The organism is Streptomyces tubbatahanensis (assembly GCF_022699385.1).
GTDB classification, from domain to species: domain Bacteria; phylum Actinomycetota; class Actinomycetes; order Streptomycetales; family Streptomycetaceae; genus Streptomyces; species Streptomyces diacarni.
Window position 1 is genome coordinate 5,649,993 of sequence record NZ_CP093846.1, and the last position, 25,066, is coordinate 5,675,058.

Below are 25,066 nucleotides of genomic sequence, written 5' to 3' on the forward strand. Positions count from 1 at the left end.
CACGGAGAGGCACAGTGCAGCTAGTCGTCGCGCGGATCGGCCGCGCCCACGGCATCAAGGGCGAGGTCACGGTCGAGGTCAGGACCGACGAGCCGGAGCTCCGGCTCGCGCCGGGGGCGGTACTGGCCACGGACCCGGCCTCCACCGGGCCGCTGACCATCGCCGCCGGGCGGGTGCACAGCGGACGGCTGCTGCTGCGCTTCGAGGGCGTCCGTGACCGCAACGCCGCCGAAGCCCTGCGCAACACCCTGCTCGTCGCCGAGATCGACCCCGCGGAGCGTCCGGAGGACCCGGAGGAGTTCTACGACCACCAGCTGGAGGATCTGGAGGTGGTCACCGTCGACGGAACCCTCGTCGGACGCATCGAGAGCGTCGCGCACCTGCCGGCCCAGGACCTGCTCGTGATCCGGGGCGCGGACGGCGGGGAAGTACTGGTCCCGTTCGTCAGCGAGATCGTTCCCGAGATCGATCTGGACGCTCAGCGCGCCGTCATCGACCCACCGCCCGGCCTCCTCGACGAGGGGGAGCCGCAGGCGGGCTCACCTGAGGAAGAAGAGGCCCAGGCCGACCCGGGGAACCCGCGGTGAGGCTCGACGTCGTCTCGATCTTCCCCGAGTACCTGGAGCCGCTGAACGTCTCCCTGGTGGGCAAGGCCCGCAGCCGCGGTGTGCTGGACGTCCGCGTCCACGACCTGCGGGATTGGACGCACGACCGGCATCACACCGTCGACGACACCCCCTACGGCGGCGGTCCCGGCATGGTGATGAAGCCGGAGCCGTGGGGCGAGGCCCTCGACCACGTGCTGGCGAGCGGCGAGCCGGAGCATGGGCGGCCCGTCCTCGTCGTGCCCACCCCCAGCGGCAGACCGTTCACGCAGGAACTGGCGGTCGAACTGTCCGACGAGCCCTGGCTGGTCTTCACGCCCGCCAGGTACGAGGGAATCGACCGCCGCGTCATCGAGGAGTACGGGGAGCGGCTCGACGTACGGGAGGTCTCCATCGGCGACTACGTGCTCGCCGGCGGGGAGGCTCCGGTGCTCGTCATGGTCGAGGCGATCGCCAGGCTGCTGCCCGGCGTGCTGGGCAACGCGGCCTCGCACCAGGACGACTCCTTCGCGCCCGGGGCCATGGCCGACCTGCTGGAGGGCCCCGTCTACACCAAGCCGCCCGAGTGGCGCGGACGCGGCATCCCGGAGGTGCTGCTGAGCGGCCACCACGGCCGGATCGCCCGCTGGCGCCGCGACCAGGCCTTCGCCCGCACCACCGACCACCGGCCCGACCTGATCGAGCGCTGCGACCCGGACACGCTGGACAAGCACGACCGTGCGGCGCTGGAGGGACTGGGCTGGCACCGGGACGGGGACGACGGCCACTGGCAGCGCCCGGCGGACGAGTAGCCTCCGCTCTCCTCCCGCCCGACCGATTTGGGGCGGAGGGGTGGCCCGTGGAAGAATGGGCAGCTGCCTGTCATCCGGCGCGCGACCCTGCCACAGGGGGACCGACGCCCGCCGCGAGTGGCGGCTCTCCGACCAGATCACGATATGCCGCTGATGACCTGTGGCATCAGCGAAGAAAGCAGACGGACATGTCCCATCTTCTCGACAGCGTCGACGCCGCGTCCCTGCGCGACGACGTCCCGGCCTTCCGCCCGGGCGACACGGTCAACGTGCACGTGCGCGTCATCGAGGGCAACCGCTCCCGTGTCCAGCAGTTCAAGGGCGTCTGCATCCGCCGCCAGGGCGCCGGCGTGCGGGAGACCTTCACCGTCCGCAAGGTCAGCTTCAGCGTGGGCGTCGAGCGCACCTTCCCTGTGCACACCCCGATCGTCGAGAAGATCGAGGTCGTGACCCGCGGTGACGTCCGCCGCGCCAAGCTGTACTACCTGCGTGACCTGCGCGGCAAGGCCGCGAAGATCAAGGAGAAGCGCGAGAGCTGATCTCGCGTCCTCGGTGTTCGGGGCGCCGGTTAGGCTTCCGCCCGATGGACACCGAGGAACAGCACGACGAACCGGAGCGCGATCGCTCCTCCGCTTCCGAAGAGGAAGCCGGGGGTCGGTCGCGTTTCGCGCGTCCAGCCCTGTACGCGGGGCTCGTGCTGGGGGCACTCTTGCTGACGAACGCTTTCGTCATGCAGCCTTTCCTGATCCCGAGTTCCTCGATGGACCCCACCCTGCGCGTCGGGGACCGGGTGCTGGTGAACAAACTGGCCTACCGCTTCGGTGACGGTCCACAGCGCGGGGACGTCATCGTCTTCGACGGCACCGAATCGTTCTCCACGGACGCGGACCCCGACGCCAACGCCGTCACGACCGCACTGCGCAAGGCGGGCGCGGCGACTGGGTTGGTGCCGCCCGCCGAGACCGACTACGTCAAGCGCGTCATCGGGGTCGGCGGAGACCTGGTGCGCTGCTGCGACAGGCGGGGGAGGATCGAGGTGAACGGTCGGCCCGTGAGCGAGGACTATCTGCACCCCGGCGACGCGCCCTCCACGGTGCCCTTCGAAACACGGGTACCGGAGGGGCGCCTGTGGGTGATGGGTGACCACCGCGACAAGTCCAGCGATTCCCGCGACCATCTCGGTGACCCCGGCGGCGGCACCGTCCCCGTCGACCGCGTGATCGGACGGGCGGACGGGATCGGCTGGCCGCTCGGCCGCATCGGCTCCCTCCCCGCGGGCGCGGACGGTGACGATGACTGACCCCGAGGGCAGGTACGGACACCAGCACCCCCACGGGGCAGGGCAACGACCGCAGGGCCCGTGGCCCCCGCCGCAGAACCCCCGGCAGGCCTCCGGACACCCGTCCGACCCCTCGTACGGTGGTGCGGGCCCGTACGGCGACGCGGCCGTGCCGTACCAGCACCCGGGCGCGGCACCGTACGACCCCTCCGGCGCCGCCGAGCCGTACGACCCCTCCGGCACCGTCGGCCCGTACGACCCCTCCGGTGCCGCGGCGCCCTACGGCTACCCCGGCGCCGCCGAGCCGTACGCCCCTTCCGGTACGGCGGCCGGGCCGTACGACAGCACCACCGGCCCGGCCGAGCCGTGCGCCCCCTCCGGTGCGGCGGCCGGGCCGTACGACAGCACCACCGGCCCGGCCGAGCCGTACGATCCCTCCGGTGCCGCCTTCGTGCCCGAAGGGGGCGAGGAGTGGGACCGGGAGGAGGAGTCGGCGCCGCTGCGGCGCCCCGGCCAGGGGCGGGCGGACCGCAGACGGGCCGCGAAACGCATCAAGCGCCGCCGGAGGCTCTCGGCCACGAAGGAGGTCCCGATTCTCGTCGGGGTCGCCGTGCTGATCGCTCTGGTGCTCAAGACCTTCCTCGTGCAGGCTTTCGTGATCCCTTCGGGTTCCATGGAGCAGACCATCCGGATCGGTGACCGAGTCCTGGTCGACAAGCTCACTCCCTGGTTCGGAGCGGAGCCGCACCGCGGTGACGTCGTCGTCTTCGAGGACCCGGGCGGCTGGCTCAAGGACGAGAAGAAGGAGAAGAAAGACGCTCCTCCGGGGATCAAGCAGGGCAAGGAGTTGCTGACCTTCATCGGGCTGCTGCCCTCCGACGACGAGCAGGACCTGATCAAGCGCGTCGTCGGCGTCGGCGGTGACACCGTACGCTGCTGTGACAAGCAGGGCCGCGTGACGGTGAACGGCACGCCCCTGGACGAGCCGTACATCCATCCGGGCAACAAACCCTCGAAGATGGAGTTCGAGGTGACCGTGCCTGTCGGACGTGTGTTCGTGATGGGGGATCATCGGGGCAACTCCGCCGACTCCCGTTACCACTTGCGAGACCCCGACAAGGGAACGATCGGGGTGGAGCGGATCGTTGGAAGAGCGGTCGTCATCGCCTGGCCGTTCGACCACTGGAGACGGCTCGAAGAGCCCAAGACCTACGCTTCGGTGCCCGACGCGGGCGGTACTTCGGCGGCGCCGCCCGGGGGCCGTGAGAATCGAGTGGCGCAACTCCCGTTCTCTGCGGAACTTCCGCTCGTTATGGGAGTGGTGGGCTTGTCCCGATTGCGGAACAGGCGAATGCGCAGTGTGAGGAGTGGATGTGGGGGACTTGGCGGTCGGCGCACGGTCCGGTTCCGGGTATCCGGAGGACGAACGTCCTGGTACGGACGGCAGGACGGGCGACGCAGGACCACCGGCCGTGGGAAGAGAGAGTGACGGCGTGACCGCCGAGACCGACGGGATGGCAGCGGGCTCCGGAGCGGGCGAAGACGGGCCGCACGGCTTTTCCCCGCCCCCCGGCCACCAGCTGCCGGAAGCGGAGCGAGCAGCTCAGAGCAAGCGAGACGAGCACACGGACCGGGCCGACCACATGGACGACAGCGGCGGGCCGCACCAAGGCGCCGAGTGGAGCGAAGCGGACGGCGAGGAGAAGGACGGCGGCAGTGGCCGCAAGGGCCGTAAGGACGCCGCCAAGCAGCAGCGTTCCTTCTGGAAAGAACTCCCGATGCTCATCGGCATCGCGCTGGTTCTCGCCCTGGTCATCAAGACCTTCCTGGTCCAGGCCTTCTCCATTCCCTCGGCTTCCATGCAGGACACCCTCCGGATCGGTGACCGAGTCCTGGTCGACAAGCTCACTCCGTGGTTCGGGGCGACGCCCGAGCGCGGCGAAGTCGTCGTCTTCCACGACCCGGGCGGCTGGCTGCCCGAGGCCCAGGTGGAGGAGAACTTCGTCCAGACGGCGCTCAGCTTCATCGGCCTGATGCCCTCCGCGAACGAGAAGGACCTGATCAAGCGGGTCATCGCGGTAGGCGGCGACACGGTCTCGTGCAAGAAGGGCGGCAAGGTCCACGTCAACGGAAAGGCCCTGAACGAGACCTCGTACATCTACCCAGGCAACAGCCCGTGCGACGACAAGCCGTTCGGCCCCCTCAAGGTGCCCGACGGCAAGCTGTGGGTGATGGGCGACCACCGTCAGGACTCCCTCGACTCCCGCTACCACCAAAACCAGCCGGGTGGTGGCTTCGTCCCCGAGGGGCAGGTCGTCGGGCGGGCCATCGTGAAGGCGTGGCCGATCGACCGGTGGGGCACGCTGCCCGTCCCCGACACCTTCGGCCAGCAGGGCATCGAGGCACGCGCGCTGAACGCCGCTCCCGGTGCTGTCGGGCTCGCCGGAGCGGTCCCGCTGGTGCTCTGGCGCCGCAGGCGGCGGCTGGTCCTGACGGCCAAGCCGGCCGGAGCCGCCAGGCACGCCGGGGCTGCCGGGCCCACCGGGCCCACGTCGGCCACCGGAGCGACGGAGGGCGAGGGCTGACGTATCCCGTACTCCTGGGTAGGGTGCCGCGCAGATTCGAGGCTGCCGCGGAGAACCCGGGAGAACGCACGTGAGCAACGCAAGCCATACCGATGAGGGCCGCGGCCGACTGGGCAACCGACTGTCCGGAGTGGCCGTGGCCCTCGGCTGCGTGCTCTTCCTCGGGGGCTTCGTCTGGGGTGCACTGCTGTACCAGCCGTACACGGTGCCGACCGACTCCATGGACCCCACGGTGCAGGCCGGGTCCCGAGTGCTGGCGGAGCGGGTGGACGGAGACGAGGTGCACCGCGGCGACGTCGTCGTCTTCCAGGACTCTGTCTGGGGCGCTGTCCCCATGGTCAAGCGGGTCGTGGGCGTCGGAGGCGACAAGGTGGCCTGCTGCGACCGGCAGGGACGGCTCACCGTCAACGGCGACAGCGTCGAGGAGCCCTATCTGCGCAGCCAGGGCCGCGACTCGCAGCGGCCCTTCGAGTCCACCACGGTGCCCGAAGGAAAGCTGTTCCTGCTCGGCGACAACCGGTCGGCCTCCCTCGACTCGCGTGTGCATCTGCAGGACGGCGAGCACGGCGCGGTGCCCCGCTCCGCCGTCAAGGCGCGCGTGGACGCCATAGCGTGGCCCGTCGGCGGGCTCGGCATGCTGCCCGAGGCGCGTGGATTCGCCGACATGCCCGGCGGCACCTCCAGCAGCGGCCCCCTGCCGACGGCGCTGATCGCCGTCGTGGTGGGCGCGGTCCTGGTGCTGGGCGGAGCCGCCTGGGGGCCGATCGCGCGCCGCCGCGCGATGTCGGCCCGCCGCCGCTCGGGGTGACGCACAATAGGGGGACGCACGGCTGAAGGGGAACATGCCATGAGCGCCGAGGACCTCGAGAAGTACGAGACCGAGATGGAGCTGAAGCTCTACAGGGAGTACAGGGACGTCGTCGGTCTGTTCAAATACGTGATCGAGACCGACCGGCGCTTCTACCTCACCAACGACTACGAGATGCAGGTCCACTCGGTGCAGGGCGAGGTCTTCTTCGAGGTCTCGATGGCGGACGCCTGGGTGTGGGACATGTACCGGCCGGCCCGGTTCGTCAAACAGGTACGGGTGCTCACGTTCAAGGACGTCAACATCGAGGAGCTGAACAAGAGCGAGCTCGACCTGCCGGAGGATTCGGACTTCAAGGGCTGATCCTGGCACATCGCCCAAAATGTGGTTCCTGCGATTCCTGTCATCCCTGTGCTTCCTGTACCTCTTGTGGGTGACGGAGTTGTCCACAATCATCCGGCGCTCCACAGAAACAGAGCAAGATCCACACGCTGCCTCCGGTACCGCCACAGTCGGTGCCGGAGGTGGTTCATGTGAACACCAGCGAAGTGCGGCGCGGTTGGGCCGCAGGCCCGAACGCGTGGAAAACGGACAGTCCCGGCTCTGCCGGAAGGAGCGACCGGGGTGCGGGCGGGCGCGCCCCCGACGGGCGCACCCGTGATGGGCGCACCCCCGATGGCCGAGGTGGCCCGGGCGCGAGTGGGCGCGGCCCCGACAAGCAAGGCGACGGCGAGGTCACGGACCGGCCCAGCGGCCCGGGCGCCGACAGGCGCTGCCTCGCCGGGCGGGGCGATCGTGACGTTGGCGGAGGACCGAGTGCTGACAGGCCGCTCGGTTCGGGCGCCCATGGGGGAGGTCTCGTCGGGCGGGTGTCCGGCGGTCGGGGGCTCGGCGATCGGGACGTGCGGGGCTGCGACGTCGGCGGGCACTCCGCCGACAAACGGGACACCGAGGGGCGGGAGCCCAGCGATCCCCGCTTGGCCGGACGGAGCACCGGGGCGCCGGGTGCCGGGGCGCGGGGCGGCCGCGTGCAGCCGGGTGCGGGCTCGCGCGCCGCGCGAACCGGCCGCGCGGCGGGCGCTCCGGGCCCGGCCCGGGCCAGGAGCGCCTTGGGGCGGTACGGAGAGGACCTCGCGGCGCGACGGCTGCGCGAAGCGGGGATGACGGTCCTGGAGCGCAACTGGCGCTGCGCCGAAGGCGAGATCGACCTGATCGCGCGCGACGCCGATGCCGTGGTGATCTGCGAGGTCAAGACCCGCAGGGCCGTTCCTTTCCAGCACCCCATGGGCGGCCTGCCACCGGCCAAGACGGCCCGCCTGCGCCGCCTGGCGGCGCGCTGGCTCACCGAGCGCTGGATCGCCCGTTATGGGCAACCGCCCGTGGGCGGCGTCCGTATCGATCTCGTCGGCATCGTCCTTCCCGACCGTGGGGCACCCGTGCTCCAGCACGTCCGGGGGGTGGGTTGATGGGATTCGCTCGAACGTGCGGGGTGGCGCTGGTCGGCGTCGAGGGAGTGCTGGTCGAGGTCCAGGCCGACTTGGAGCCCGGGGTCGCCGCCTTCACCCTCGTGGGCCTCCCGGACAAGAGCCTGACCGAGAGCCGGGACCGGGTGCGTGCAGCCGTGGTCAACACCGGTGTGCCCTGGCCGCAGAAGAAGCTCACCGTGGGCCTCAGTCCCGCTTCGGTCCCCAAAGGCGGCAGCGGCTTCGACATCGCGGTCGCATGTGCCGTTCTGGCGGCGGCAGAACGCGTCGACCCCCGCCAGATCGCCGACGTCGTGATGATCGGCGAACTGGGCCTTGACGGCCGCGTACTGCCGGTGCGGGGCGTCCTGCCCGCCGTTCTGGCGGCCGCCGACGCGGGGTACCGGCAGGTGGTCGTTCCCGAACAGACCGCGGCCGAGGCCTCGCTCGTCCCGGACGTCTCCGTGGTGGGCGTACGCAGCCTGGGCCAGCTCATCGCGGTGCTCAACGACGAGCCAGTGCCCGAGGAGGAAGAGCGGCCGGACGCGGGCCTGCCCGGATCCGTCCACGCCGGTCTCGCCGGGCTCCCCGCCGCAGCGCCGGGGCTGACCGGCCTGCTGGCCGAGGAGCGCCCTCTCGACCTGGCGGAAGTGACCGGACAACGCCACGCGCGGCGCGCTCTGGAGATCGCCGCCGCAGGACGCCACCACATCTTTTTCAAAGGCCCTCCGGGCGCGGGGAAAACGATGCTGGCCGAGCGCCTACCGGGGTTGCTGCCCCCGCTCAGCCGCAAGGAAGCGCTGGAGGTGACGGCCGTGCACTCGATCGCGGGGGCGCTGCCGCCAGGCCAACCGCTGGTATCCCGGCCGCCCTACTGCGCGCCGCATCACTCGGCGACCATGGCGGCACTGGTCGGCGGTGGCTCCGGTGTGCCACGCCCCGGCGCGGTCTCGCTCGCCCACCACGGCGTTCTCTTTCTGGACGAGGCCGCGGAGTGCAGCGCCCGGGTCCTGGACGCGATGCGCCAGCCGCTGGAGTCCGGGCACGTCCTGGTGGCCCGGGCCGCGGGCATGATGCGGATGCCGGCCCGTTTCCTGCTCGCCCTGGCCGCGAACCCATGCCCGTGCGGACGCCACGGCAGCGCCGGCGGCGCATGTGAGTGCAGGCCCGCTTCGGTGCGCCAGTACCGTGCCAGGCTCTCGGGTCCGCTGCTGGACCGTGTCGATCTGCGGGTCCTCGTCGAACCGCTCGCCCGCTCGGAGCTGATGGCGGCCGTCGGAGGCGGGGAACCCACCGCAGTGGTGGCCGCCCGCGTACTGGAAGCGCGGGGCCGCGCCGCTGCCAGGTACGCCGGCACGCCGTGGAAGACCAACAGCGACGTGCCAGGTCACGAGTTGCGCACCCGCCACCCCGCGCTGCCGGGAGCCCTCAACGAGGCGGAGGACGAGTTGGAGCGCGGCATACTCACCGCTCGCGGCCTCGACCGGGTGTTGCGGGTCGCGTGGACGGTCGCCGACCTGGCGGGCCACGAGAGGCCGACCCGTGACGATGTCAACTACGCACTCGGACTGCGCACCGGGGTGCACCGAGGAGCCCTCGTCCCGGAGGTACCCGCATGACCGGCGGCGGCACCCGACCGACGAAGCCCTCCGGGCCGGGTCCCGACCCGGAGTCCGACGCCCGCCCCCACCGCCCGGGAGCGCACGCCCCGCACGATCCCGGGCGGGCAGGTACCGGTTCGGCGACGGACCGATCTCGTTCGCGGTCGCCATGGCCGTCAGCCAACAGGCCATCGGGTCCTGTGAGCCCCAGCCACGCGCGCACGGGGCTCGGCGCGGGCTCCGAGAGCGCGGCTCGCGCAGGCGGCGCCCCAGACTCCAGTCTTTCCGCGGACCCGGACCCGGACCCGGACCCAGGCCCGCGCTCGGACCCGCGCTCGGGTCCGGACCTGCACTCGCACTCGGACCTGTACCCGGACCCGGACCCGGGCTCGGATCCGGACCAGGTAAGGGACTCGGAGGGAGGAAAGCCGGCGAGCCCCCCGCCACGGGGTGCGGCCCTGCCGGTGAGGACCGACAAGGGGCCCTCCGCATGGTCGGAGCGGCTCGCCCGAGCGGCTCTGACCCGTATCGCCGAGCCGGGGGACGAACACGTGGGGCGGTGGGTCGCGGCCCATGGCGCCTGCGCGGTCGTCGAAGCGGTGCGCGGATCCGGGGCGCCGCTCGACGGGGCCGGTGAGCAGCGCTGGGCAGGGCTGCGGCTGCGCGCCGCCGATGTCCGCCCCGACATCGACCTCGCCGCAATCGAACGGCTCGGTGGCCGGTTCGTCTGCCCCGGCGACCCGGAGTGGCCGAGCCAGCTGGACGACCTGGGCCCTGCGCGACCGCTCGGGCTGTGGATCAACGGAGTTCCGTCACTGCGTGTGTGGGCGCTGCGTTCGGTCGCGGTCGTCGGCGCCCGCGCCTGCACCGAATACGGGGCGCACTGCGCCGCGGTGCTCGCGGCCGGCCTGGCCGAGCGGGGCTGGACGGTCGTCTCCGGGGCCGCCTACGGCATCGACGCGGCCGCGCACCGGGGAGCTCTCGCCCTTCGCGGGCCGACTGCCGGCGTCCTGGCCTGCGGGGCTGACGTCGCCTACCCGCCGGGGAACCAGGAGTTGATCCGGACGCTGGGGGAGCGCGGTCTGCTCGTGGCCGAACTCCCGCCGGGCGCTCATCCGACCCGCAGCAGGTTCGTCCTCCGCAACCGCGTGATCGCTGCCCTCACCAGGGGCACGGTCGTGGTCGAGGCCGCGGTGCGCAGTGGCGCACTGGTCACGGCGCGCCGCGCGATCAGGCTGGGACGCCATGTGATGGGTATGCCGGGCCCGGTCACCTCCGGCCTCTCGCAGGGCGTGCACGAACTCCTGCGCGGTGAGGCCACGGTGGTCACCGACGCCGCCGAAGTGATCGAACTCGTCGGCGCGATGGGAGAGCTCGCTCCGCGGCGCCGGGGAGCTGCCGTACCGCGTGACACACTCAGCCGCAGCGCGTCGCGCGTACTGGAAGCGGTCCCGGGGCGGGGCGCGAGCGACCCCGCCCGGATCGCCCGCTCCGCGGGTGTGCCCGCCCCCGTCGTTCTCGCCCGGCTCCATGAGCTGCGGGCTCTCGGATTCGTCGAACGAGACGGTGACCACTGGAAGTTGGCCCGCCACCGCAAGGGGCACACCATCGAGTGATGAGGCGGTCCTTGACCTGGGGCTATCGGGTGAAAAGCTGAGCCGTGCGCCCTCGCCGGGGCGGCACGGGCCACGCGAGGCTCCGCACCCTGGCCCGTGCCCGGTCATCCGCACCGCACCCGCCGTACGGTCCCGCCGAGACGTCGCGGCAACCAGCACGCCAGCACGGAGGAGGAAGAACGATACGTCGCACGTTGCGATGCCGCGGTCACGTTACGCTCACACCGTCTCTCCGCGAGACGCACGTGTCCGCGCATCAACAGACCACCACTACCCAGCAGAACGGCTCAAGGCGACGTATGCCTCAGCACATCTCCGGGCCCGACCGCACAGCCGCAGCGGCTTCCGCCGTCACCCGCGCCGTGGTCGACGACAACGCGCCCAGGACTGCGCCCAGCTCGCTGGATGAACTCTGGCGGTCCTACAAGGCCACGGCCGACAGCAGGCTGCGTGAACAGCTGATCCTGCACTATTCGCCGCTGGTCAAGTACGTCGCGGGCCGAGTCAGTGTGGGGCTTCCCGCCAACGTGGAGCAGGCCGACTTCGTCTCCTCCGGGGTCTTCGGACTCATCGACGCCATCGAGAAGTTCGACCCCTCCCGCTCCATCAAGTTCGAGACCTACGCCATCACCCGCATCCGCGGAGCGATGATCGACGAGCTGCGGGCGCTCGACTGGATCCCCCGCTCGGTGCGGCAGAAGGCCCGTGCGGTCGAGCGTGCGTACGCCACTCTGGAAGCCAGGCTCCGGCGCAGTCCCTCGGAAGCCGAGGTGGCCGGCGAGATGGGCATCGAGACGGAAGAACTGCACGGCGTCTTCAGTCAGTTGTCGCTCGCCAACGTCGTCGCCCTCGAAGAGCTTCTGCACGTCGGCGGTGACGGGGGTGACCGGCTGAGTCTCGTGGACACGCTCGAGGACACCGCCGCGGACAACCCGGTGGAGGTCGCGGAGGACCGCGAACTGCGCCGCATGCTCGCCAGGGCCATCAACACCCTGCCGGACCGTGAGAAGACCGTGGTCACTCTCTACTACTACGAGGGGCTCACCCTCGCCGAGATCGGCCAGGTGCTCGGCGTCACCGAGAGCAGGGTCAGCCAGATCCACACCAAATCGGTTCTGCAGCTCCGCGCCAAGCTCGCCGACGCCGGGCGCTGACCAAGGCGGCCTGCCACCGTCCGCTGCCGGACGCGGCCCCGTCGGATCGTGGCCACACCGGACCCGTGATCCCGCCGTGACCCCTCGGACCGCGGCCCCGCCGGGCCGGGAGGGGGCGGCATTCGGGAAGGGTGGGCCATCGGGACGAGGCGACGACCGGGAAGGCTCGGCAGGATCGATTCGCCAGGACTCGTGTGAACCGTGGGCGGGGGTCCGTAAGCTGGAGACGTGCCCAGGATTCGAGCGGCCTCCGTGGCCGAGCATCGGAACATGCAGCGTGCGGCCCTGTTGGATGCCGCCCGGTCGCTGCTGTCCGAGGGTGGGACCGAAGCTTTGACCTTTCCCGCCCTCGCCCAGCACACCGGCCTCGCGCGCTCCTCCGTGTACGAGTATTTCCGCTCCCGAGCCGCTGTCGTGGAAGAGCTGTGCGCCGTCGACTTCCCGGTGTGGGCGGCCGAGGTGGAGTCGGCGATGCGGGCCGCGAAGACGCCGGAAGGCCAGGTCGAGGCCTACGTTCGCCGGCAGCTCGCGCTCGTCGGGGACCGCCGCCACCGCGCCGTCGTCGCGATCTCCGCGGGCGAGCTGGATGTGGGAGCCCGCGAGCGGATCAGGGCCGCGCACGGTGGACTGATCTCCATGGTCGTCGAAGCGCTCGGCGACCTCGGTCACGAGCAGCCCCGCCTCGCCGCGATGCTTCTCCAGGGAGTCGTGGACGCCGGGGTACGCCGCATCGAGCTGGGTGCCGCCGAAGCGCCCGAGCAGATCGCCGAAGCCGCCGTCTCCATGGCGCTGAACGGCGTGCGAGGCTGACCCCGCTTTTCAGGCTGTTCCGGCTGTCGAGACCGTCGAGTCTGTTGCCGTTGTCGCGGCTGCCGTGCTGCTCGAGGCCGGCGAGGCGGCCCGCTGCCGGTGGCGTCGGCATGGTGACCCTCGCCGCCTCCGTGAGAGCCGGCGTTCGTGCCAGGTCGTCTGGGGCCCGCGTAGGGCCGGTCGGGGCCCGTGACTGGTCGGCACCCTCCGGACTCGCGCCGTGCTTGGGCGACGGCCGGAGCACGCGGGCCGGCGGGTGCGGTTCCGATGCGTGTGCCTCGGGGTCCGCCGGGCGACGTGTCTTCGCGCCGCCTCGGGCTCCCTGTGCGCCCCGCTGTCCGGTCCGGCTCCGCAGCTGTCGGTGGGCCCAGAGCGCGCAGACGGTCAGCGCGCCTGCCGCGCTCCAGGCGGCGAGGTCTCCCGTGCCGCTGAGGGCGGCTGGAGACGCGGCTCTGTGCGCTGCGGCGATGCCCCTGCCCGACGTCCGTTCCCGACCTGTCGTCGCTTCGGGGACCGGTACTGAGAAGATCGGGAGCAGCCGGGATCGGCCGCCCAGCAGGGATGCGGGCAGCAGGGAGAGCGGATCGAGGTAGCGGTCGCCGCGCAGGAGCCCCCAGTGCAGACACGTACGGGGACAGTGCTGCCCCCGTACGACCGTCCCGACCTTCTCGCCGGCCTCCACCCGGTCGCCCTTGTGAACGGAGGGCCGCACGGACTGGTAGGTGGTCCGCAGCGGTGGCCGGCCCGTTCCCGACAGCTCGATGGAGACGACTCCGCTCCCCGCGACCTTCCCCGCGAAGGAGACCTTGCCCGCGGCCACGGCCCGCACCGGTTGGCCCGGGCGGGCCGCGAGATCCACCCCCCGGTGGCCGGGGGCCCACCGTTGGGGCGGCGGGTCCCAGCCGCGGTCCACGCGTGGCCGCCGGGCGCCGTCCACCCCGTCGACCGGCCAGTTCCGGCCGACGGGACGGCTGACGGGACGGCCGAGAGGCCGGGGGACGGTCCGGTGCGCGGTGGCCCGGCCGTCTGCGGGCTTCGAATGAACTCCCGCACCCGCGGGCGTGGGGTGGACATCGGGTGCGGGAGGCTTGGAGGACCACGGCGTACGGGGCGGGGCAGCGGCGGCGCCCACCGCCGGCCACGTCCCCAGCCACACCAGCGTCAGCGCGCCGAGGACGGCCGCGGACCGCAGCGGTCCGCTGCCTAGCGGGGCGAACCGGGAGCGCGCCCTCAGTGCGGTCCGGCAGGCGAGGACGGCCCGGACGATCATCGGAGCAGCCCGTACCTCTCCGCTCGGCAGTCGCTCAGGTCGCTCAGGTCGCTCACGCCGCTCAGGTCGCTCACGCCGGGCAGGTCGCGCAGACCGCTCAGGCCGCGTGCTGGTGCGTGCCCCCTCGGCCGGGGGCCTGTGCCGTGTCATGCGGAAACCGTCGCGCGGATCGTCGGCCTTCGGGGATCATGACCTGGATCTGTGGACAACCGGCAGGTTGTGGACAACTCCGTCACTCGTGTGAGCGGATGAGACGGTGAGAGCGGGGGTCCGTGTGAGCGGGTGGGGCCGTCGGGAGCGGCTGTTTCCACCGTTCTCAGCCGGCGTGGGCGTCAACGGCCGGCCCGCTGACCTCGCAACACCTGCCCCCGCATCTGTCCCTTCCGCCCCCGGGCCCTCTCGGCCCCCGCCCGGCGCGGCCCACCTCCGCGGTCCCGTACACTGCTGATGCGGCCCGGGTGACCGGGCTGACTTCGCACGCCCCGCCACCCTCACCCGGTGGCCGCGCATCTCGGTCCCAGGAGCGGTCGTCACTCGGCCCCTCAGGGCGGCGCGCAGGGGCGTCAGGCAAGCGGAGGCGTCCGCCTCCGCTGACGACAACCGAGTAACCCAAGGAGAACGGCCATGGCCGTCGTCACGATGCGGGAGCTGCTGGAGAGCGGCGTCCACTTCGGGCACCAGACCCGCCGCTGGAACCCGAAGATGAAGCGCTTCATCTTCACCGAGCGCAACGGCATCTACATCATCGACCTGCTCCAGTCGCTGTCGTACATCGACCGCGCCTACGAGTTCGTCAAGGAGACCGTCGCGCACGGCGGCTCCATCATGTTCGTCGGCACCAAGAAGCAGGCCCAGGAGGCCATCGCCGAGCAGGCCACCCGCGTGGGCATGCCCTACGTGAACCAGCGCTGGCTCGGCGGCATGCTGACCAACTTCTCGACCGTCTACAAGCGGCTGCAGCGCCTCAAGGAGCTGGAGCAGATCGACTTCGAGGACGTGGCCGCCTCCGGCCTCACCAAGAAGGAGCTTCTGGTCCTCTCCCGTGAGAAGGCGAAGCTGGAGAAGACCCTCGGCGGCATCCGCGAGATGCAGAAGGTCCCCAGCGCCGTCTGGATCGTGGACACCAAGAAGGAGCACATCGCCGTCGGTGAGGCGCGCAAGCTCAACATTCCGGTGGTCGCGATCCTCGACACCAACTGTGACCCGGACGAGGTCGACTACAAGATCCCGGGCAACGACGACGCGATCCGCTCCGTCACCCTGCTGACCCGTGTGATCGCCGACGCGGTCGCCGAGGGCCTCATCGCCCGTTCGTCCGGCGGTTCCGCCGAGGGCAAGGGCGAGAAGGCCGCCGGTGAGCCGCTCGCCGAGTGGGAGCGCGACCTCCTGGAGGGCGAGAAGGCCGCCGAGAAGCCGGCCGCCGAGGCCGAGGCGGCTGAGGCCGAGAAGCCCGCCGAGGAGCAGCCGGCCGCCGCCGAGGCACAGCCCGCCGCCGAGGCCGAGCAGGCCGCCGAGGGCGAGCAGCCGGCGGGCGCTGCCGAGCAGGGCTGACCGACCGGTCCACGTGAACCGCGTGGGCCCTCGGGGTTCGTGGTGAGACGGCGGGGGCCGGGCGCCCCCGCCGTCCAGCCGTGACCTGGGCCGCGTTCACGTGATCACATCCATCCTCATCGACTTTTCGACTTTCCGGGAAGAGATTCACAGACCATGGCGAACTACACCGCCGCCGACGTCAAGAAGCTCCGGGAGCTGACCGGCGCCGGCATGATGGACTGCAAGAAGGCGCTGGACGAGGCCGAGGGCAGCGTCGACAAGGCCGTCGAGGTCCTTCGCGTCAAGGGCCAGAAGGGCGTCGCCAAGCGCGAGAGCCGCACCGCGGAGAACGGCGCGGTCGTCGCCCTCATCGCCGACGACAACACCGCAGGCGTGCTGGTCGAGCTGAAGTGCGAGACGGACTTCGTCGCCAAGGGTGACAAGTTCGTGGCCGTCGCCGAGTCCATCGCCAAGCACGTCGAGGCCACCTCCCCGGCCGACATCGACGCGCTGCTCGCCTCCGAGATCGAGGCCGGCAAGACCGTCCAGGCCTACGTCGACGAGGCCAACGCGACGCTCGGCGAGAAGATCGTGCTGGACCGCTTCGCGCAGTTCTCCGGTGCCTTCGTCGGCACCTACCTGCACCGCACGAGCCCGGACCTGCCCCCGCAGGTCGGCGTGCTGGTCGAGCTGGACTCGGCGAACGCCGACATCGCCAAGGACGTCGCGCAGCACATCGCCGCCTTCTCCCCGGCCTACCTGACCCGCGAGGACATCCCGGAGGAGACGGTCGCCAACGAGCGCCGCATCGCCGAGGAGACCGCCCGCGAGGAGGGCAAGCCCGAGCAGGCTCTGCCGAAGATCATCGAGGGCCGGGTCAACGGCTTCTTCAAGGAGAACACCCTCCTCGACCAGCCCTTCGCCAAGGACAACAAGAAGTCCGTGCAGAAGGTCCTGGAGGAGGCCGGTGTGTCGCTGAAGCGCTTCGCCCGCTTCCGCGTCGGCGCCTGAGGGCGCGGTCCTGACGTATCGCGCAGGCCGGTTCCGCCGGCGCGTGCCCCGTACAGACCGGGCACCGCACACGGAACCGGCACGGGCCCGATAAGGTCGGGCACAGGGCAGTTGTGACGAGGAGGCCATTGCCGCAGAGGGAACCGCGAGGGTCCGACGGCAGTGGCCTCTTTCGTATGTGCACGAGGAGATCTCCATGACTAGCAATGACACCGGCAACGACAGTGACAGCCGCCGGCGCTTCCTGCTGAAGCTCTCCGGCGAGGCGTTCGCCGGGGGCGGTGGCCTCGGTGTCGACCCCGACGTCGTGCACAAGGTGGCACGGGAGATCGCCTCGGTCTGCCGGGACGGCGCAGAGATCGCCGTCGTCATCGGTGGCGGCAACTTCTTCCGCGGCGCCGAGTTGCAGCAGCGCGGTATGGACCGGGCCCGCTCCGACTACATGGGCATGCTGGGCACGGTCATGAACTGCCTCGCACTCCAGGACTTCCTGGAGAAGGAGGGCATCGACTCGCGCGTCCAGACCGCCATCACCATGGGACAGGTCGCCGAGCCCTACATCCCGCTGCGCGCCGTCCGGCACCTGGAGAAGGGCCGGGTCGTGATCTTCGGCGCCGGTATGGGCATGCCGTACTTCTCCACCGACACCACCGCGGCCCAGCGTGCGCTGGAGATCAACGCCGAGGTGATGCTGATGGGCAAGAACGGCGTGGACGGCGTCTACGACTCCGACCCGCGGAGCAACCCCGCGGCGGTGAAATTCGACGCGCTCGAGTACGGCGAGGTCATCACCCGCGATCTCAAGGTCGCCGATGCGACGGCGATCACGCTCTGCCGGGACAACAAGCTGCCCATCCTCGTCTTCGAACTGCTTGCCGAAGGCAATATCGCCCGCGCGGTCAAGGGTGAGAAGATCGGCACCCTGGTGAGCAACCAGGGCACGCGGGCCTGACCGGCTCAGCCGCCTGCCCGGTCCCGTCGGTGGGCCGGGCGTCGTGCGGTCCGTACGGGCCGGTGGCGTCCCAACGTGTCGGCCACACAGCGACGCGGGCCTGTGGCGTCGCGCCACGGGTCTCGCACCGCCGCGGTATGGCAACACGGCGGTACGGGAACGGCCCGGTACGGGGATGGACAACAGCCTGCCGGTCGGACACCGTGCAGGAATCAGTGCACTGCGGGGGCCGGGGCGGCCCGCGGGGCGGCCGACAGCTCACAGCCCCGGATGAAGCAGTCAGGCTCATTCATCGAACCAGGAGCACGTGGTGATCGAAGAGACCCTCCTCGAAGCCGAGGAAAAGATGGAGAAGGCGGTCGTCGTCGCCAAGGAGGACTTCGCCGCTATCCGCACCGGCCGTGCGCACCCGGCGATGTTCAACAAGATCGTGGCGGAGTACTACGGCACGCTCACGCCGATCAACCAGCTGGCGTCGTTCTCCGTTCCGGAGCCCCGGATGGCGGTGGTGACTCCGTTCGACAAGAGCTCGCTGCGCAACGTCGAACAGGCCATCCGCGACTCGGACCTGGGCGTCAACCCCTCGAACGACGGCCATATCATCCGGGTGACGTTCCCCGAGCTGACCGAGGAGCGGCGCCGGGAGTACATCAAGGTCGCGAAGAACAAGAGCGAGGACGCCAAGATCTCCATTCGCAGCGTGCGGCGCAAGGCGAAGGAGACCATGGACAAGGCGGTCAAGGACGGCGAGGTCGGCGAGGACGAAGGCCGCAGGGGCGAGAAGGAACTCGACGACACCACGGCCAAGTACGTCGCACAGGTGGACGAGCTGCTCAAGCACAAGGAGGCCGAGCTGCTCGAAGTCTGAGGTCCCCAGTCTCAAGGTCCGAGGTCGAAGGCTGCTATCTGTGAACGACTCATCCTGGGGAGCGCCGCAACCACACGCGGGGTACCGGGGCCCTGGCGAGCAGGGGCCCGTCGCCCCGTCGGCGCTGCCCCGCCCGGGCGATGGTCACCTCTCCACGCGCGACGTGAGCGTCCCCGTGCACGATGTCGGGGGTGACGCGTCGCAGACTCGGCGTATGCCCATTGTGTCCGACCCCGGGGACCCCGGTGACGAGAAAGGCGGCCCCTCCGGCCGCCCGGAACATCCAGGCGTCCCAGGCCCCGGTCCCGCCGACTCCACGGGCGGCGCGCTCTCCCCCGATCAGGACCGTCCGCACGCGCAGCCGAACCGTCCGCACGAGCAGCAGGACGCCCCGACAGGCGCCACCCCCGCGCCGGCCGCGGGGGAGGGCAAAAAGCGTGCCGGACGGGACCTGCGGGCCGCCATAGGGGTCGGTCTCGGGCTCGGCGTGGTGATCCTGGCCTCGCTCTTCTTCTACAAGCCGGTCTTCCTGGGCGTCATCGTCGTCGCCGTGGTGGTCGGGCTGTGGGAGCTGACCTCGCGGCTCAAGGAGCGCAAGGACATCAGCGCCCCTCTGGTGCCTCTGGTGGTGGGTGGGGCCGCCATGACCGTCGCCGGGTACCTGCGGGGCGCGGAGGGGGCCTGGGTGGCGATGGCCCTCACGGCTCTCGCGGTGCTCGTGTGGCGCATGGCCCAGCCACCGGCCGACTATCTGCGGGATGTGACGGCAGGCCTTTTCGCGGCCTTCTACGTCCCGTTCCTCGCCACCTTCGTCGCCCTCATGCTGGCGGCCGACGACGGGCCGTGGCGGGTGCTGACGTTCCTGATCCTCACCGTCGTCAGCGACACCGGTGCCTACGCTGTTGGCTGGCGTTTCGGACGGCACAAGCTGGCGCCCCGCATCAGCCCGGGGAAGACCAGGGAGGGCCTGATCGGCGCGGTGTCGTTCGCCATGGTGGCGGGGGCGCTGTGCACCCAGTTCCTGATCGACGGCGGCAGCTGGTGGCAGGGGCTGCTGCTGGGCCTGGCCGTCGCGGTCAGCGCCACCCTGGGCGACCTGGGCGAGTCGATGATCAAGCGCGATCTGGGCATCAAGGACATGGGCACCCTGCTGCCGGGACACGGCGGCATCATGGACCGCCTCGACTCCCTGCTGCCGACGGCCCCCGTCGTCTGGCTGCTCCTGGTGATCTTCGTCGGGGCAGGCTGAGAGAGCACCGCCGCGGGTCTGCGACACTGGGAAGGTCATGCCTAAACCCGGAGAACTCACGTTCGTCGCGCCGCGCGGAGCCAAGAGGCCGCCGCGGCACCTCGCCGACCTCAGCCCCGCCGAACGGCGCGATGCCGTTGCCGCGGCGGGGGAGAAGCCGTTTCGCGCCAAGCAGCTCTCGCAGCACTACTTCGCGCGGCTGGAGCACCGTCCCGAGCAGTGGACGGACATCCCCGCCGCCGCTCGCGAGAAGCTGGCCGCCGAGCTGCTGCCCGAACTGATGAGCGTGGTGCGGCACATCAGCTGCGACGACGACGCGACCCGTAAGACGCTGTGGAAGCTGCATGACGGGACGCTGGTGGAGTCCGTGCTGATGCGGTATCCGGACCGGGTCACCATGTGCATCAGCTCACAGGCCGGCTGCGGCATGAACTGCCCGTTCTGCGCGACAGGCCAGGCCGGGCTGGACCGCAATCTGTCCACCGCCGAGATCGTCCACCAGATCGTCGACGGGATGCGCGCGCTGCGGGACGGCGAGGTGCCCGGTGGTCCGGCGCGGCTGTCCAACATCGTCTTCATGGGCATGGGCGAGCCGCTCGCGAACTACAAGCGGGTCGTCGGGGCGATCCGCAGGCTGACCGATCCGGAGCCCGACGGGCTGGGGATCTCGCAGCGGGGTATCACCGTCTCCACCGTGGGCCTGGTGCCGGCCATGCTGCGTTTCGCCGACGAGGGCTTCAAGTGCCGCCTGGCGGTCTCGCTGCACGCCCCGGACGACGAGCTGCGCGACACCCTCGTGCCCGTCAACACCCGCTGGAAGGTCAGGGAGGTGCTGGACGCGGCCTGGGAGTACGCGGCCAAGTCCGGGCGCCGGGTCTCCATCGAGTACGCCCTGATCAAGGACATCAACGACCAGGCCTGGCGTGCTGACCTGCTGGGCAGGCTGCTGAAGGGCAAGCGGGTGCACGTCAACCTCATCCCGCTCAATCCGACGCCCGGATCCAAGTGGACCGCCTCCCGCCCCGAGGACGAGGCCGAGTTCGTGCGGACGCTCGCTTCGCACGGTGTAGCGGTGACCGTTCGGGACACCCGGGGGCAGGAGATCGACGGGGCGTGCGGCCAGCTCGCGGCAACGGAACGCTGACGACCGCCTGGTCGGGCCCGACTGGTACTGTTCGAAGGAGTGTGCCCGAACGGCACCTCGTCGGCCGGCCGACACCGGACGCGAACGCACGCTGATACCGGCTCGCCACCGACCAGCCGGTAGCGGCACCCACAACCGAACAGCCGACAGGGGAGCGCTCACAGCGCTGAGAGTGCGGCCGTGCGTCCCGTACGTGCCGCAGACCCTCGAACCTCGCCCGGGTCATGCCGGGTAGGAAGTCGATGCCTTGATGAACACGCACGTGCGGCGCGCTGCCGCTGCCACCACAGCCGTCCTCACCCTCGCCCTTCTCGCCACCGCTTGCGGCGGCTCGGGGGGCGGCGGGGACTCCAAAACGGTCACGCTCGTCACGCATGACTCCTTCGCCGCCTCCAAGTCCGTCCTGCGGGACTTCACCAAGAAGACCGGCTACAAGGTCAAGGTGCTCCGTGGCGGTGACGCCGGAGCCGCCGTCAACCAGGCCGTCCTCAACAAGGGCAACCCGCAGGGAGACGTCTTCTTCGGCGTCGACAACACCCTGCTGTCCCGTCCCCTCGACCGTGGCGTCTTCACGCCGTACGAGGCCAAGGGGCTGGACAAGGTCCCCGAGCGGCTCCAGGCCGACCGCGACAAGCACCGGGTCACGCCCGTCGACACCGGCGAGGTGTGCGTCAACTACGACCGTTCCTGGTTCGCGGACAAGAAGCTCGAACCTCCGCGCACCTTGGACGATCTGACCAAGCCCCGTTACAAGGACCTCCTGGTGACCGAGGACGCCGCCACCTCCTCGCCCGGTCTGGCTTTCGTCCTGGCGAGCGTCGCCGAGTACGGCGAGAAGGGCTGGCAGGACTACTGGAAGAAGCTGCGGGCCAACGGTGTGGAGGTCGTCGACGGCTGGGAACAGGCCTACAACGACCGTTTCACCGGGTCACGCGGCGGCAAGGGCAAGGGCGACAAGCCTCTCGTCGTCTCCTACGCCTCCAGCCCGCCCGTCGAGGTGCTGGGTGACAAGAATCCGCCCGCGCAGGCGCCCACGGGCGTCGCCAAGGGAACGTGCTTCCGGCAGACCGAGTACGCCGGGCTGCTCGACGGGGCGCAGAACAGCAAGGGCGGCAAGGCCCTGCTCGACTTCCTGCTCAGCAAGCGGTTCCAGGAGGACCTGCCGCTGCAGATGTTCGTCAGCCCGGTCCGTGAGGACGCACAGTTGCCTGAGCTGTTCACCAAGTACGGCCAGACCGTCGAGGATCCGGCCACCCTGCCTCCCGAGAAGATCACCAAGAACCGTGAGCGGTGGATCAAGACGTGGACCTCGCTCGCCGTGAAATAGCCCCCCGGGGCCGCACCCGTGCCGGGGGCCGGGGCACCTCGGTGCGGCTCGGGCTGATGGCCGTGCCGGTGGCCTTCTTCGCCGTCTTCTTCGGGTACCCCGTCGCCGCCATCGTCGGGCGCGGGCTGCGCGCGGGCGGTCAGTGGCACCTGGAGCGGATCGCTCAGGTGATCGGTGACGCGGGCACCCTGCAGGTGCTGTGGTTCACCGTGTGGCAGGCGGCGGCCTCCACGGCTCTCACACTCGCTCTGGCGCTGCCCGCAGCCTGGGTCTTCGCCCGGCTCGACTTCCCCGGCAAGCGGCTGCTGCGCGCCGTGGTGACCGTGCCGTTCGTCCTGCCGACCGTGGTCATCGGCTCCGCCATCCTCGCCCTCGCCGGGCGCGGAGGGGTCCTCGACGCGTGGTTCGGACTGCGCCTGGACACCAGCGTGTGGGCCATCCTGCTGGCACACGTGGTCCTCAACTACGCCGTCGTCGTCCGTACGGTCGGCGGTTTCTGGTCGCAGCTGGACCCGCGCCAAGAGGAGGCGGCACGGATGCTGGGCGCGGGACGGTTCACCGCTTGGCGGCGCATCACCCTGCCCGCTCTGGCGCCGTCCGTCGGCGCCGCAGCCCTCATCGTCTTCCTGTTCACCTTCACCAGCTTCGGCGTCATCCAGGTGCTCGGCGGACCGCGTTTCGCCACGCTGGAGGTGGAGATCTACCGCCAGACCGCCTCCCTGCTGGACCTGCCGACGGCCGCCGTGCTCACCCTGCTCCAGTTCGTCGCTGTGGCGGCACTGCTGGCGGTGCACGCCTGGTCGCTGCGGAAGCGGGAGACAGCGCTCCGTCTCCTGCCTGCCGAACACACCGCACGGCGCCCGGCGGGGATCGGCCAGTGGACGGTGCTGTGCTGCGTACTGGCCACGATTGTCGTGCTGACTGTCGTGCCGCTGCTCGTCCTTCTCCAGCGTGCGTTCGACGGGCCGGACGGATACGGGCTCTCCTCCTTCCGCGACCTGGCCGGAGAGTCGGACAGCGCCACCTTCGTCGTCGCCCCCGTCGAAGCGATCGGCAACTCCCTCGCGTACGCGGCGGTGGCGACTGTCCTCGCCCTGGTGGTCGGCGGACTGGCCGCCGCGGCCCTCACCGTCACCCGCACGAACGGCAGCGCTCCCCGCGCCGGCCGACTGGTGCGCGGATTCGACGCCCTGCTGATGCTGCCGCTGGGTACGTCCGCCGTCACCGTCGGGTTCGGTTTCCTGATCGCACTGGATGAGCCCCCGCTGGATCTGCGCTCGACGTGGATCCTGGTGCCCCTGGCACAGGCACTGGTGGGCGTGCCGTTCGTCATCCGCACCATGCTGCCCGTCCTGCGCGCCGTGGACGTCCGTCTGCGCGAGGCCGCCGCCGTACTGGGAGCCTCCCCCCTGCGTGCCTGGAGGGAGGTCGACTTCCCACTGGTGCGCCGGGCCCTCCTGGTGGCGGCGGGCTTCGCTTTCGCGGTCTCCCTGGGCGAGTTCGGCGCCACCGTCTTCATCGCGCGCCCGGACACGCCGACACTGCCGGTGGCCGTGGCCCGGATGCTGGGCCGCGCGGGGGAGTCCAACTACGGCCAGGCGATGGCCCTGAGCACCATCCTGATGCTCGTCTGCACGGCCGTCCTCTTCGCGCTGGAGCGCGTGAGGACCGACAGCCAGGGAGAGTTCTGAATGCTGCGACTGGACGGCGTGACCGTACGGTTCGGAACGCACACGGCACTGGACGCGGTCGACCTGGAGGTCGTTGAGCACGAGACGGTGTGCGTGCTGGGCCCCAGCGGCAGCGGTAAATCCACCCTCCTGCGCGTCGTCGCCGGACTCCAACGAGCCGACGAGGGGCGCGTACTGCTCTCCGGGCGCGACCAGAGCGCCGTACCGCCGCACAAGCGGGGCGTCGGCCTGATGTTCCAGGACCACCAGCTCTTCCCTCAGCGGGACGTGGCCGGAAACGTCGCCTTCGGACCGCGCATGCACCGCACGGGCCGCGCCGAGACCGAACGCAGGGTCGCCGAACTGCTGGAGCTCGTCGGGCTGCCCGGGGCGGGACGGCGCAGTGTGACAGCACTGTCCGGCGGCGAGCAGCAGCGCGTGGCACTGGCCCGCGCGCTGGCGCCCGAGCCCCGGGTGCTGATGCTGGACGAGCCGCTCGGGCAGCTCGACCGCGGGCTGCGCGAGCGGCTCGTCGTCGAGCTGAGGGCCCTCTTCAAACGGCTGGGCACCACGGTGCTCGCCGTCACGCACGACCACGGCGAGGCCTTCGCGCTCGCCGACCGGGTGGTGGTCATGAGGGAGGGCCGTATCGCACAGACCGGCACGCCGCTGGAGGTCTGGCAGCGCCCCGCCTCCCCGTTCGTCGCCCGCTTTCTCGGCTTCGACAACCTCGTCCCCGCCACCGTGGTCGGTCAGGCGGCCGACACCGCCTGGGGGAAACTTCCGGTCCCCGAGGGCACTCCGCAGGGCGCCACCCAACTGCTCGTGCGCCCGGGAGGGGTCTGGCTGCGGGCTCCGCAGGAGGGGCTGCGCTGCACCGTGGAGGCGCGTACGTTCCGTGGCGGGGACGCGTCCACGGTCACCGTGCTGCTGCGCCCACACGACGGGCCGCCCGTGGAGGCCGCCTGCACCCTGCGCGACGCCCCCGAGGAGGGCGCGGAAGTGGGCGCCGTCTTCGACCCAGGAGAGATGGTCGCCCTCACCGGACCGGACGAAGGGAGCGTCGGACCGGATGGAGAGGACTCCGGAACGGACGAGGACAGCAGCCTCCGAACGGACGCAAGGGACGCCGAAAACGATGACGGCAGCCCTCGACCCGGTCGCTCTCCAGGCGAACCGTTCAGGGCGGACGTGTCCAAGGACGCGTGACCAGCGCCGGCGCATACGGAGAGCGTCGTCGCGGCACGGGCGCAGGGGACGAGGCACGTACACGTGGAGAGTTGGAGTCCACATGCTGACGCGTGGGTTCCGAAAGCAGCGCGGCCCGAAG

General features: G+C 71.0%; 22 protein-coding genes and 1 pseudogene. 22 read left to right on the forward strand and 1 reads right to left on the reverse strand.

The genetic code is table 11. The features are described 5' to 3' along the window. Positions 1 to 14: 14 nt before the first annotated feature. The 13 genes from rimM (at position 15) to MMF93_RS24555 (ending at position 12,712) form a co-directional block, all read left to right on the forward strand. Positions 15 to 587, forward strand: a complete 573-nt coding sequence (gene rimM / locus MMF93_RS24495) for a ribosome maturation factor RimM (RefSeq protein WP_242754822.1) — start codon at positions 15 to 17, stop codon at positions 585 to 587. Further along, positions 584 to 1,396, forward strand: a complete 813-nt coding sequence (gene trmD / locus MMF93_RS24500) for a tRNA (guanosine(37)-N1)-methyltransferase TrmD (RefSeq protein ID WP_242754825.1) — start codon at positions 584 to 586, stop codon at positions 1,394 to 1,396. Before rimM ends, trmD begins: the two co-directional genes overlap by 4 nt. A gap of 188 nt (positions 1,397 to 1,584) precedes the next feature. Continuing rightward, positions 1,585 to 1,935, forward strand: a complete 351-nt coding sequence (rplS, locus tag MMF93_RS24505; RefSeq protein WP_242754827.1) for a 50S ribosomal protein L19 — start codon at positions 1,585 to 1,587, stop codon at positions 1,933 to 1,935. A 44-nt stretch (positions 1,936 to 1,979) separates the two neighbouring features. Next, positions 1,980 to 2,696, forward strand: a complete 717-nt coding sequence (gene lepB, locus MMF93_RS24510) for a signal peptidase I (RefSeq protein WP_242754829.1) — start codon at positions 1,980 to 1,982, stop codon at positions 2,694 to 2,696. A gap of 478 nt (positions 2,697 to 3,174) precedes the next feature. Next, positions 3,175 to 4,164 carry a signal peptidase I gene (gene lepB / locus MMF93_RS24515; protein WP_242757748.1) on the forward strand — a complete coding sequence of 330 codons (990 nt, stop codon included), beginning with the start codon at positions 3,175 to 3,177 and terminating at the stop codon, positions 4,162 to 4,164. Further along, positions 4,049 to 5,260, forward strand: a complete 1,212-nt coding sequence (gene lepB / locus MMF93_RS24520) for a signal peptidase I (RefSeq protein ID WP_423835509.1) — start codon at positions 4,049 to 4,051, stop codon at positions 5,258 to 5,260. Before lepB (MMF93_RS24515) ends, lepB (MMF93_RS24520) begins: the two co-directional genes overlap by 116 nt. A 70-nt stretch (positions 5,261 to 5,330) precedes the next feature. Further along, positions 5,331 to 6,068, forward strand: a complete 738-nt coding sequence (gene lepB, locus MMF93_RS24525) for a signal peptidase I (protein WP_242754831.1) — start codon at positions 5,331 to 5,333, stop codon at positions 6,066 to 6,068. Positions 6,069 to 6,107: 39 nt separating this feature from the next. Next, complete coding sequence (locus MMF93_RS24530) at positions 6,108 to 6,431, forward strand: DUF2469 domain-containing protein (RefSeq protein ID WP_114015897.1); 324 nt, start codon at positions 6,108 to 6,110, stop codon at positions 6,429 to 6,431. Between the two features lie 746 nt (positions 6,432 to 7,177). Beyond that, positions 7,178 to 7,534, forward strand: coding sequence for a YraN family protein (locus MMF93_RS24535; protein WP_242754833.1), 357 nt, complete (start codon positions 7,178 to 7,180; stop codon positions 7,532 to 7,534). After that, positions 7,534 to 9,150, forward strand: a complete 1,617-nt coding sequence (locus tag MMF93_RS24540) for a YifB family Mg chelatase-like AAA ATPase (protein ID WP_242754835.1) — start codon at positions 7,534 to 7,536, stop codon at positions 9,148 to 9,150. The genes MMF93_RS24535 and MMF93_RS24540 overlap by 1 nt, the downstream gene beginning before the upstream one ends. Before the next feature lie 446 nt (positions 9,151 to 9,596). Continuing rightward, entirely contained in the window at positions 9,597 to 10,748 is a 1,152-nt protein-coding gene (gene dprA, locus MMF93_RS24545; RefSeq protein ID WP_341483306.1) for a DNA-processing protein DprA, read from the forward strand. Positions 10,749 to 11,047: 299 nt separating this feature from the next. Continuing rightward, positions 11,048 to 11,902 (forward strand): RNA polymerase sigma factor WhiG, encoded by an 855-nt coding sequence (gene whiG / locus MMF93_RS24550; RefSeq protein ID WP_242754837.1) that lies wholly within the window; start codon positions 11,048 to 11,050, stop codon positions 11,900 to 11,902. A 270-nt stretch (positions 11,903 to 12,172) separates the two neighbouring features. Further along, on the forward strand, positions 12,173 to 12,712 hold the full coding sequence (locus MMF93_RS24555; protein WP_242757751.1) for a TetR/AcrR family transcriptional regulator: 540 nt from the start codon (positions 12,173 to 12,175) through the stop codon (positions 12,710 to 12,712). 640 nt (positions 12,713 to 13,352) lie between these two features. On the opposite strand, the pseudogene MMF93_RS24560 reads toward MMF93_RS24555, so the two are convergent. Continuing rightward, positions 13,353 to 14,132: pseudogene (locus MMF93_RS24560) on the reverse strand (murein hydrolase activator EnvC family protein); the annotation flags it as partial. A 474-nt stretch (positions 14,133 to 14,606) separates the two neighbouring features. On the opposite strand from MMF93_RS24560, the gene rpsB reads away from it, so the two are divergent. From rpsB to MMF93_RS24605, 9 genes are all read left to right on the forward strand, one after another. Then, positions 14,607 to 15,533, forward strand: a complete 927-nt coding sequence (gene rpsB / locus MMF93_RS24565) for a 30S ribosomal protein S2 (RefSeq protein ID WP_242754839.1) — start codon at positions 14,607 to 14,609, stop codon at positions 15,531 to 15,533. A gap of 156 nt (positions 15,534 to 15,689) precedes the next feature. Further along, entirely contained in the window at positions 15,690 to 16,526 is an 837-nt protein-coding gene (gene tsf / locus MMF93_RS24570) for a translation elongation factor Ts (RefSeq protein WP_242754841.1), read from the forward strand. 196 nt (positions 16,527 to 16,722) lie between these two features. Beyond that, entirely contained in the window at positions 16,723 to 17,478 is a 756-nt protein-coding gene (gene pyrH / locus MMF93_RS24575; protein ID WP_242754843.1) for a UMP kinase, read from the forward strand. A gap of 310 nt (positions 17,479 to 17,788) precedes the next feature. Next, complete coding sequence (gene frr, locus MMF93_RS24580) at positions 17,789 to 18,346, forward strand: ribosome recycling factor (RefSeq protein WP_114024160.1); 558 nt, start codon at positions 17,789 to 17,791, stop codon at positions 18,344 to 18,346. Between the two features lie 40 nt (positions 18,347 to 18,386). Continuing rightward, positions 18,387 to 19,595, forward strand: coding sequence for a phosphatidate cytidylyltransferase (locus tag MMF93_RS24585; protein ID WP_242754845.1), 1,209 nt, complete (start codon positions 18,387 to 18,389; stop codon positions 19,593 to 19,595). 37 nt (positions 19,596 to 19,632) lie between these two features. After that, the gene (gene rlmN, locus MMF93_RS24590; RefSeq protein WP_242754847.1) at positions 19,633 to 20,739 is read left to right on the forward strand and encodes a dual-specificity RNA methyltransferase RlmN; all 1,107 of its coding nucleotides are present in this window, start codon (positions 19,633 to 19,635) and stop codon (positions 20,737 to 20,739) included. Between the two features lie 250 nt (positions 20,740 to 20,989). Then, a complete protein-coding gene (locus tag MMF93_RS24595) occupies positions 20,990 to 22,066 on the forward strand; it encodes a thiamine ABC transporter substrate-binding protein (protein ID WP_242754849.1) in 1,077 nt (358 codons plus the stop codon). A 56-nt stretch (positions 22,067 to 22,122) separates the two neighbouring features. Further along, positions 22,123 to 23,757: an ABC transporter permease gene (locus tag MMF93_RS24600; RefSeq protein ID WP_242757752.1), complete on the forward strand. Its 1,635-nt coding sequence runs from the start codon at positions 22,123 to 22,125 to the stop codon at positions 23,755 to 23,757. Continuing rightward, complete coding sequence (locus tag MMF93_RS24605) at positions 23,758 to 24,945, forward strand: ABC transporter ATP-binding protein (RefSeq protein WP_242754851.1); 1,188 nt, start codon at positions 23,758 to 23,760, stop codon at positions 24,943 to 24,945. Positions 24,946 to 25,066: the final 121 nt, after the last annotated feature.

Excerpts from the sequence above, each read along its gene's own strand:
- rlmN (WP_242754847.1), top strand. The coding sequence starts at position 19,633 with ATGCCTAAACCCGGAGAACTCACGTTCGTCGCGCCGCGCGGAGCCAAG.
- MMF93_RS24605 (WP_242754851.1), top strand. The coding sequence starts at position 23,758 with ATGCTGCGACTGGACGGCGTGACCGTACGGTTCGGAACGCACACGGCA.
- MMF93_RS24530 (WP_114015897.1), top strand. The coding sequence starts at position 6,108 with ATGAGCGCCGAGGACCTCGAGAAGTACGAGACCGAGATGGAGCTGAAG.
- whiG (WP_242754837.1), top strand. The coding sequence starts at position 11,048 with ATGCCTCAGCACATCTCCGGGCCCGACCGCACAGCCGCAGCGGCTTCC.
- rpsB (WP_242754839.1), top strand. The coding sequence starts at position 14,607 with ATGGCCGTCGTCACGATGCGGGAGCTGCTGGAGAGCGGCGTCCACTTC.
- lepB (WP_242754829.1), top strand. The coding sequence starts at position 1,980 with ATGGACACCGAGGAACAGCACGACGAACCGGAGCGCGATCGCTCCTCC.
- MMF93_RS24555 (WP_242757751.1), top strand. The coding sequence starts at position 12,173 with ATGCAGCGTGCGGCCCTGTTGGATGCCGCCCGGTCGCTGCTGTCCGAG.
- rplS (WP_242754827.1), top strand. The coding sequence starts at position 1,585 with ATGTCCCATCTTCTCGACAGCGTCGACGCCGCGTCCCTGCGCGACGAC.
- MMF93_RS24600 (WP_242757752.1), top strand. The coding sequence starts at position 22,123 with ATGGCCGTGCCGGTGGCCTTCTTCGCCGTCTTCTTCGGGTACCCCGTC.
- MMF93_RS24595 (WP_242754849.1), top strand. The coding sequence starts at position 20,990 with ATGAACACGCACGTGCGGCGCGCTGCCGCTGCCACCACAGCCGTCCTC.
- MMF93_RS24540 (WP_242754835.1), top strand. The coding sequence starts at position 7,534 with ATGGGATTCGCTCGAACGTGCGGGGTGGCGCTGGTCGGCGTCGAGGGA.
- pyrH (WP_242754843.1), top strand. The coding sequence starts at position 16,723 with ATGACTAGCAATGACACCGGCAACGACAGTGACAGCCGCCGGCGCTTC.
- tsf (WP_242754841.1), top strand. The coding sequence starts at position 15,690 with ATGGCGAACTACACCGCCGCCGACGTCAAGAAGCTCCGGGAGCTGACC.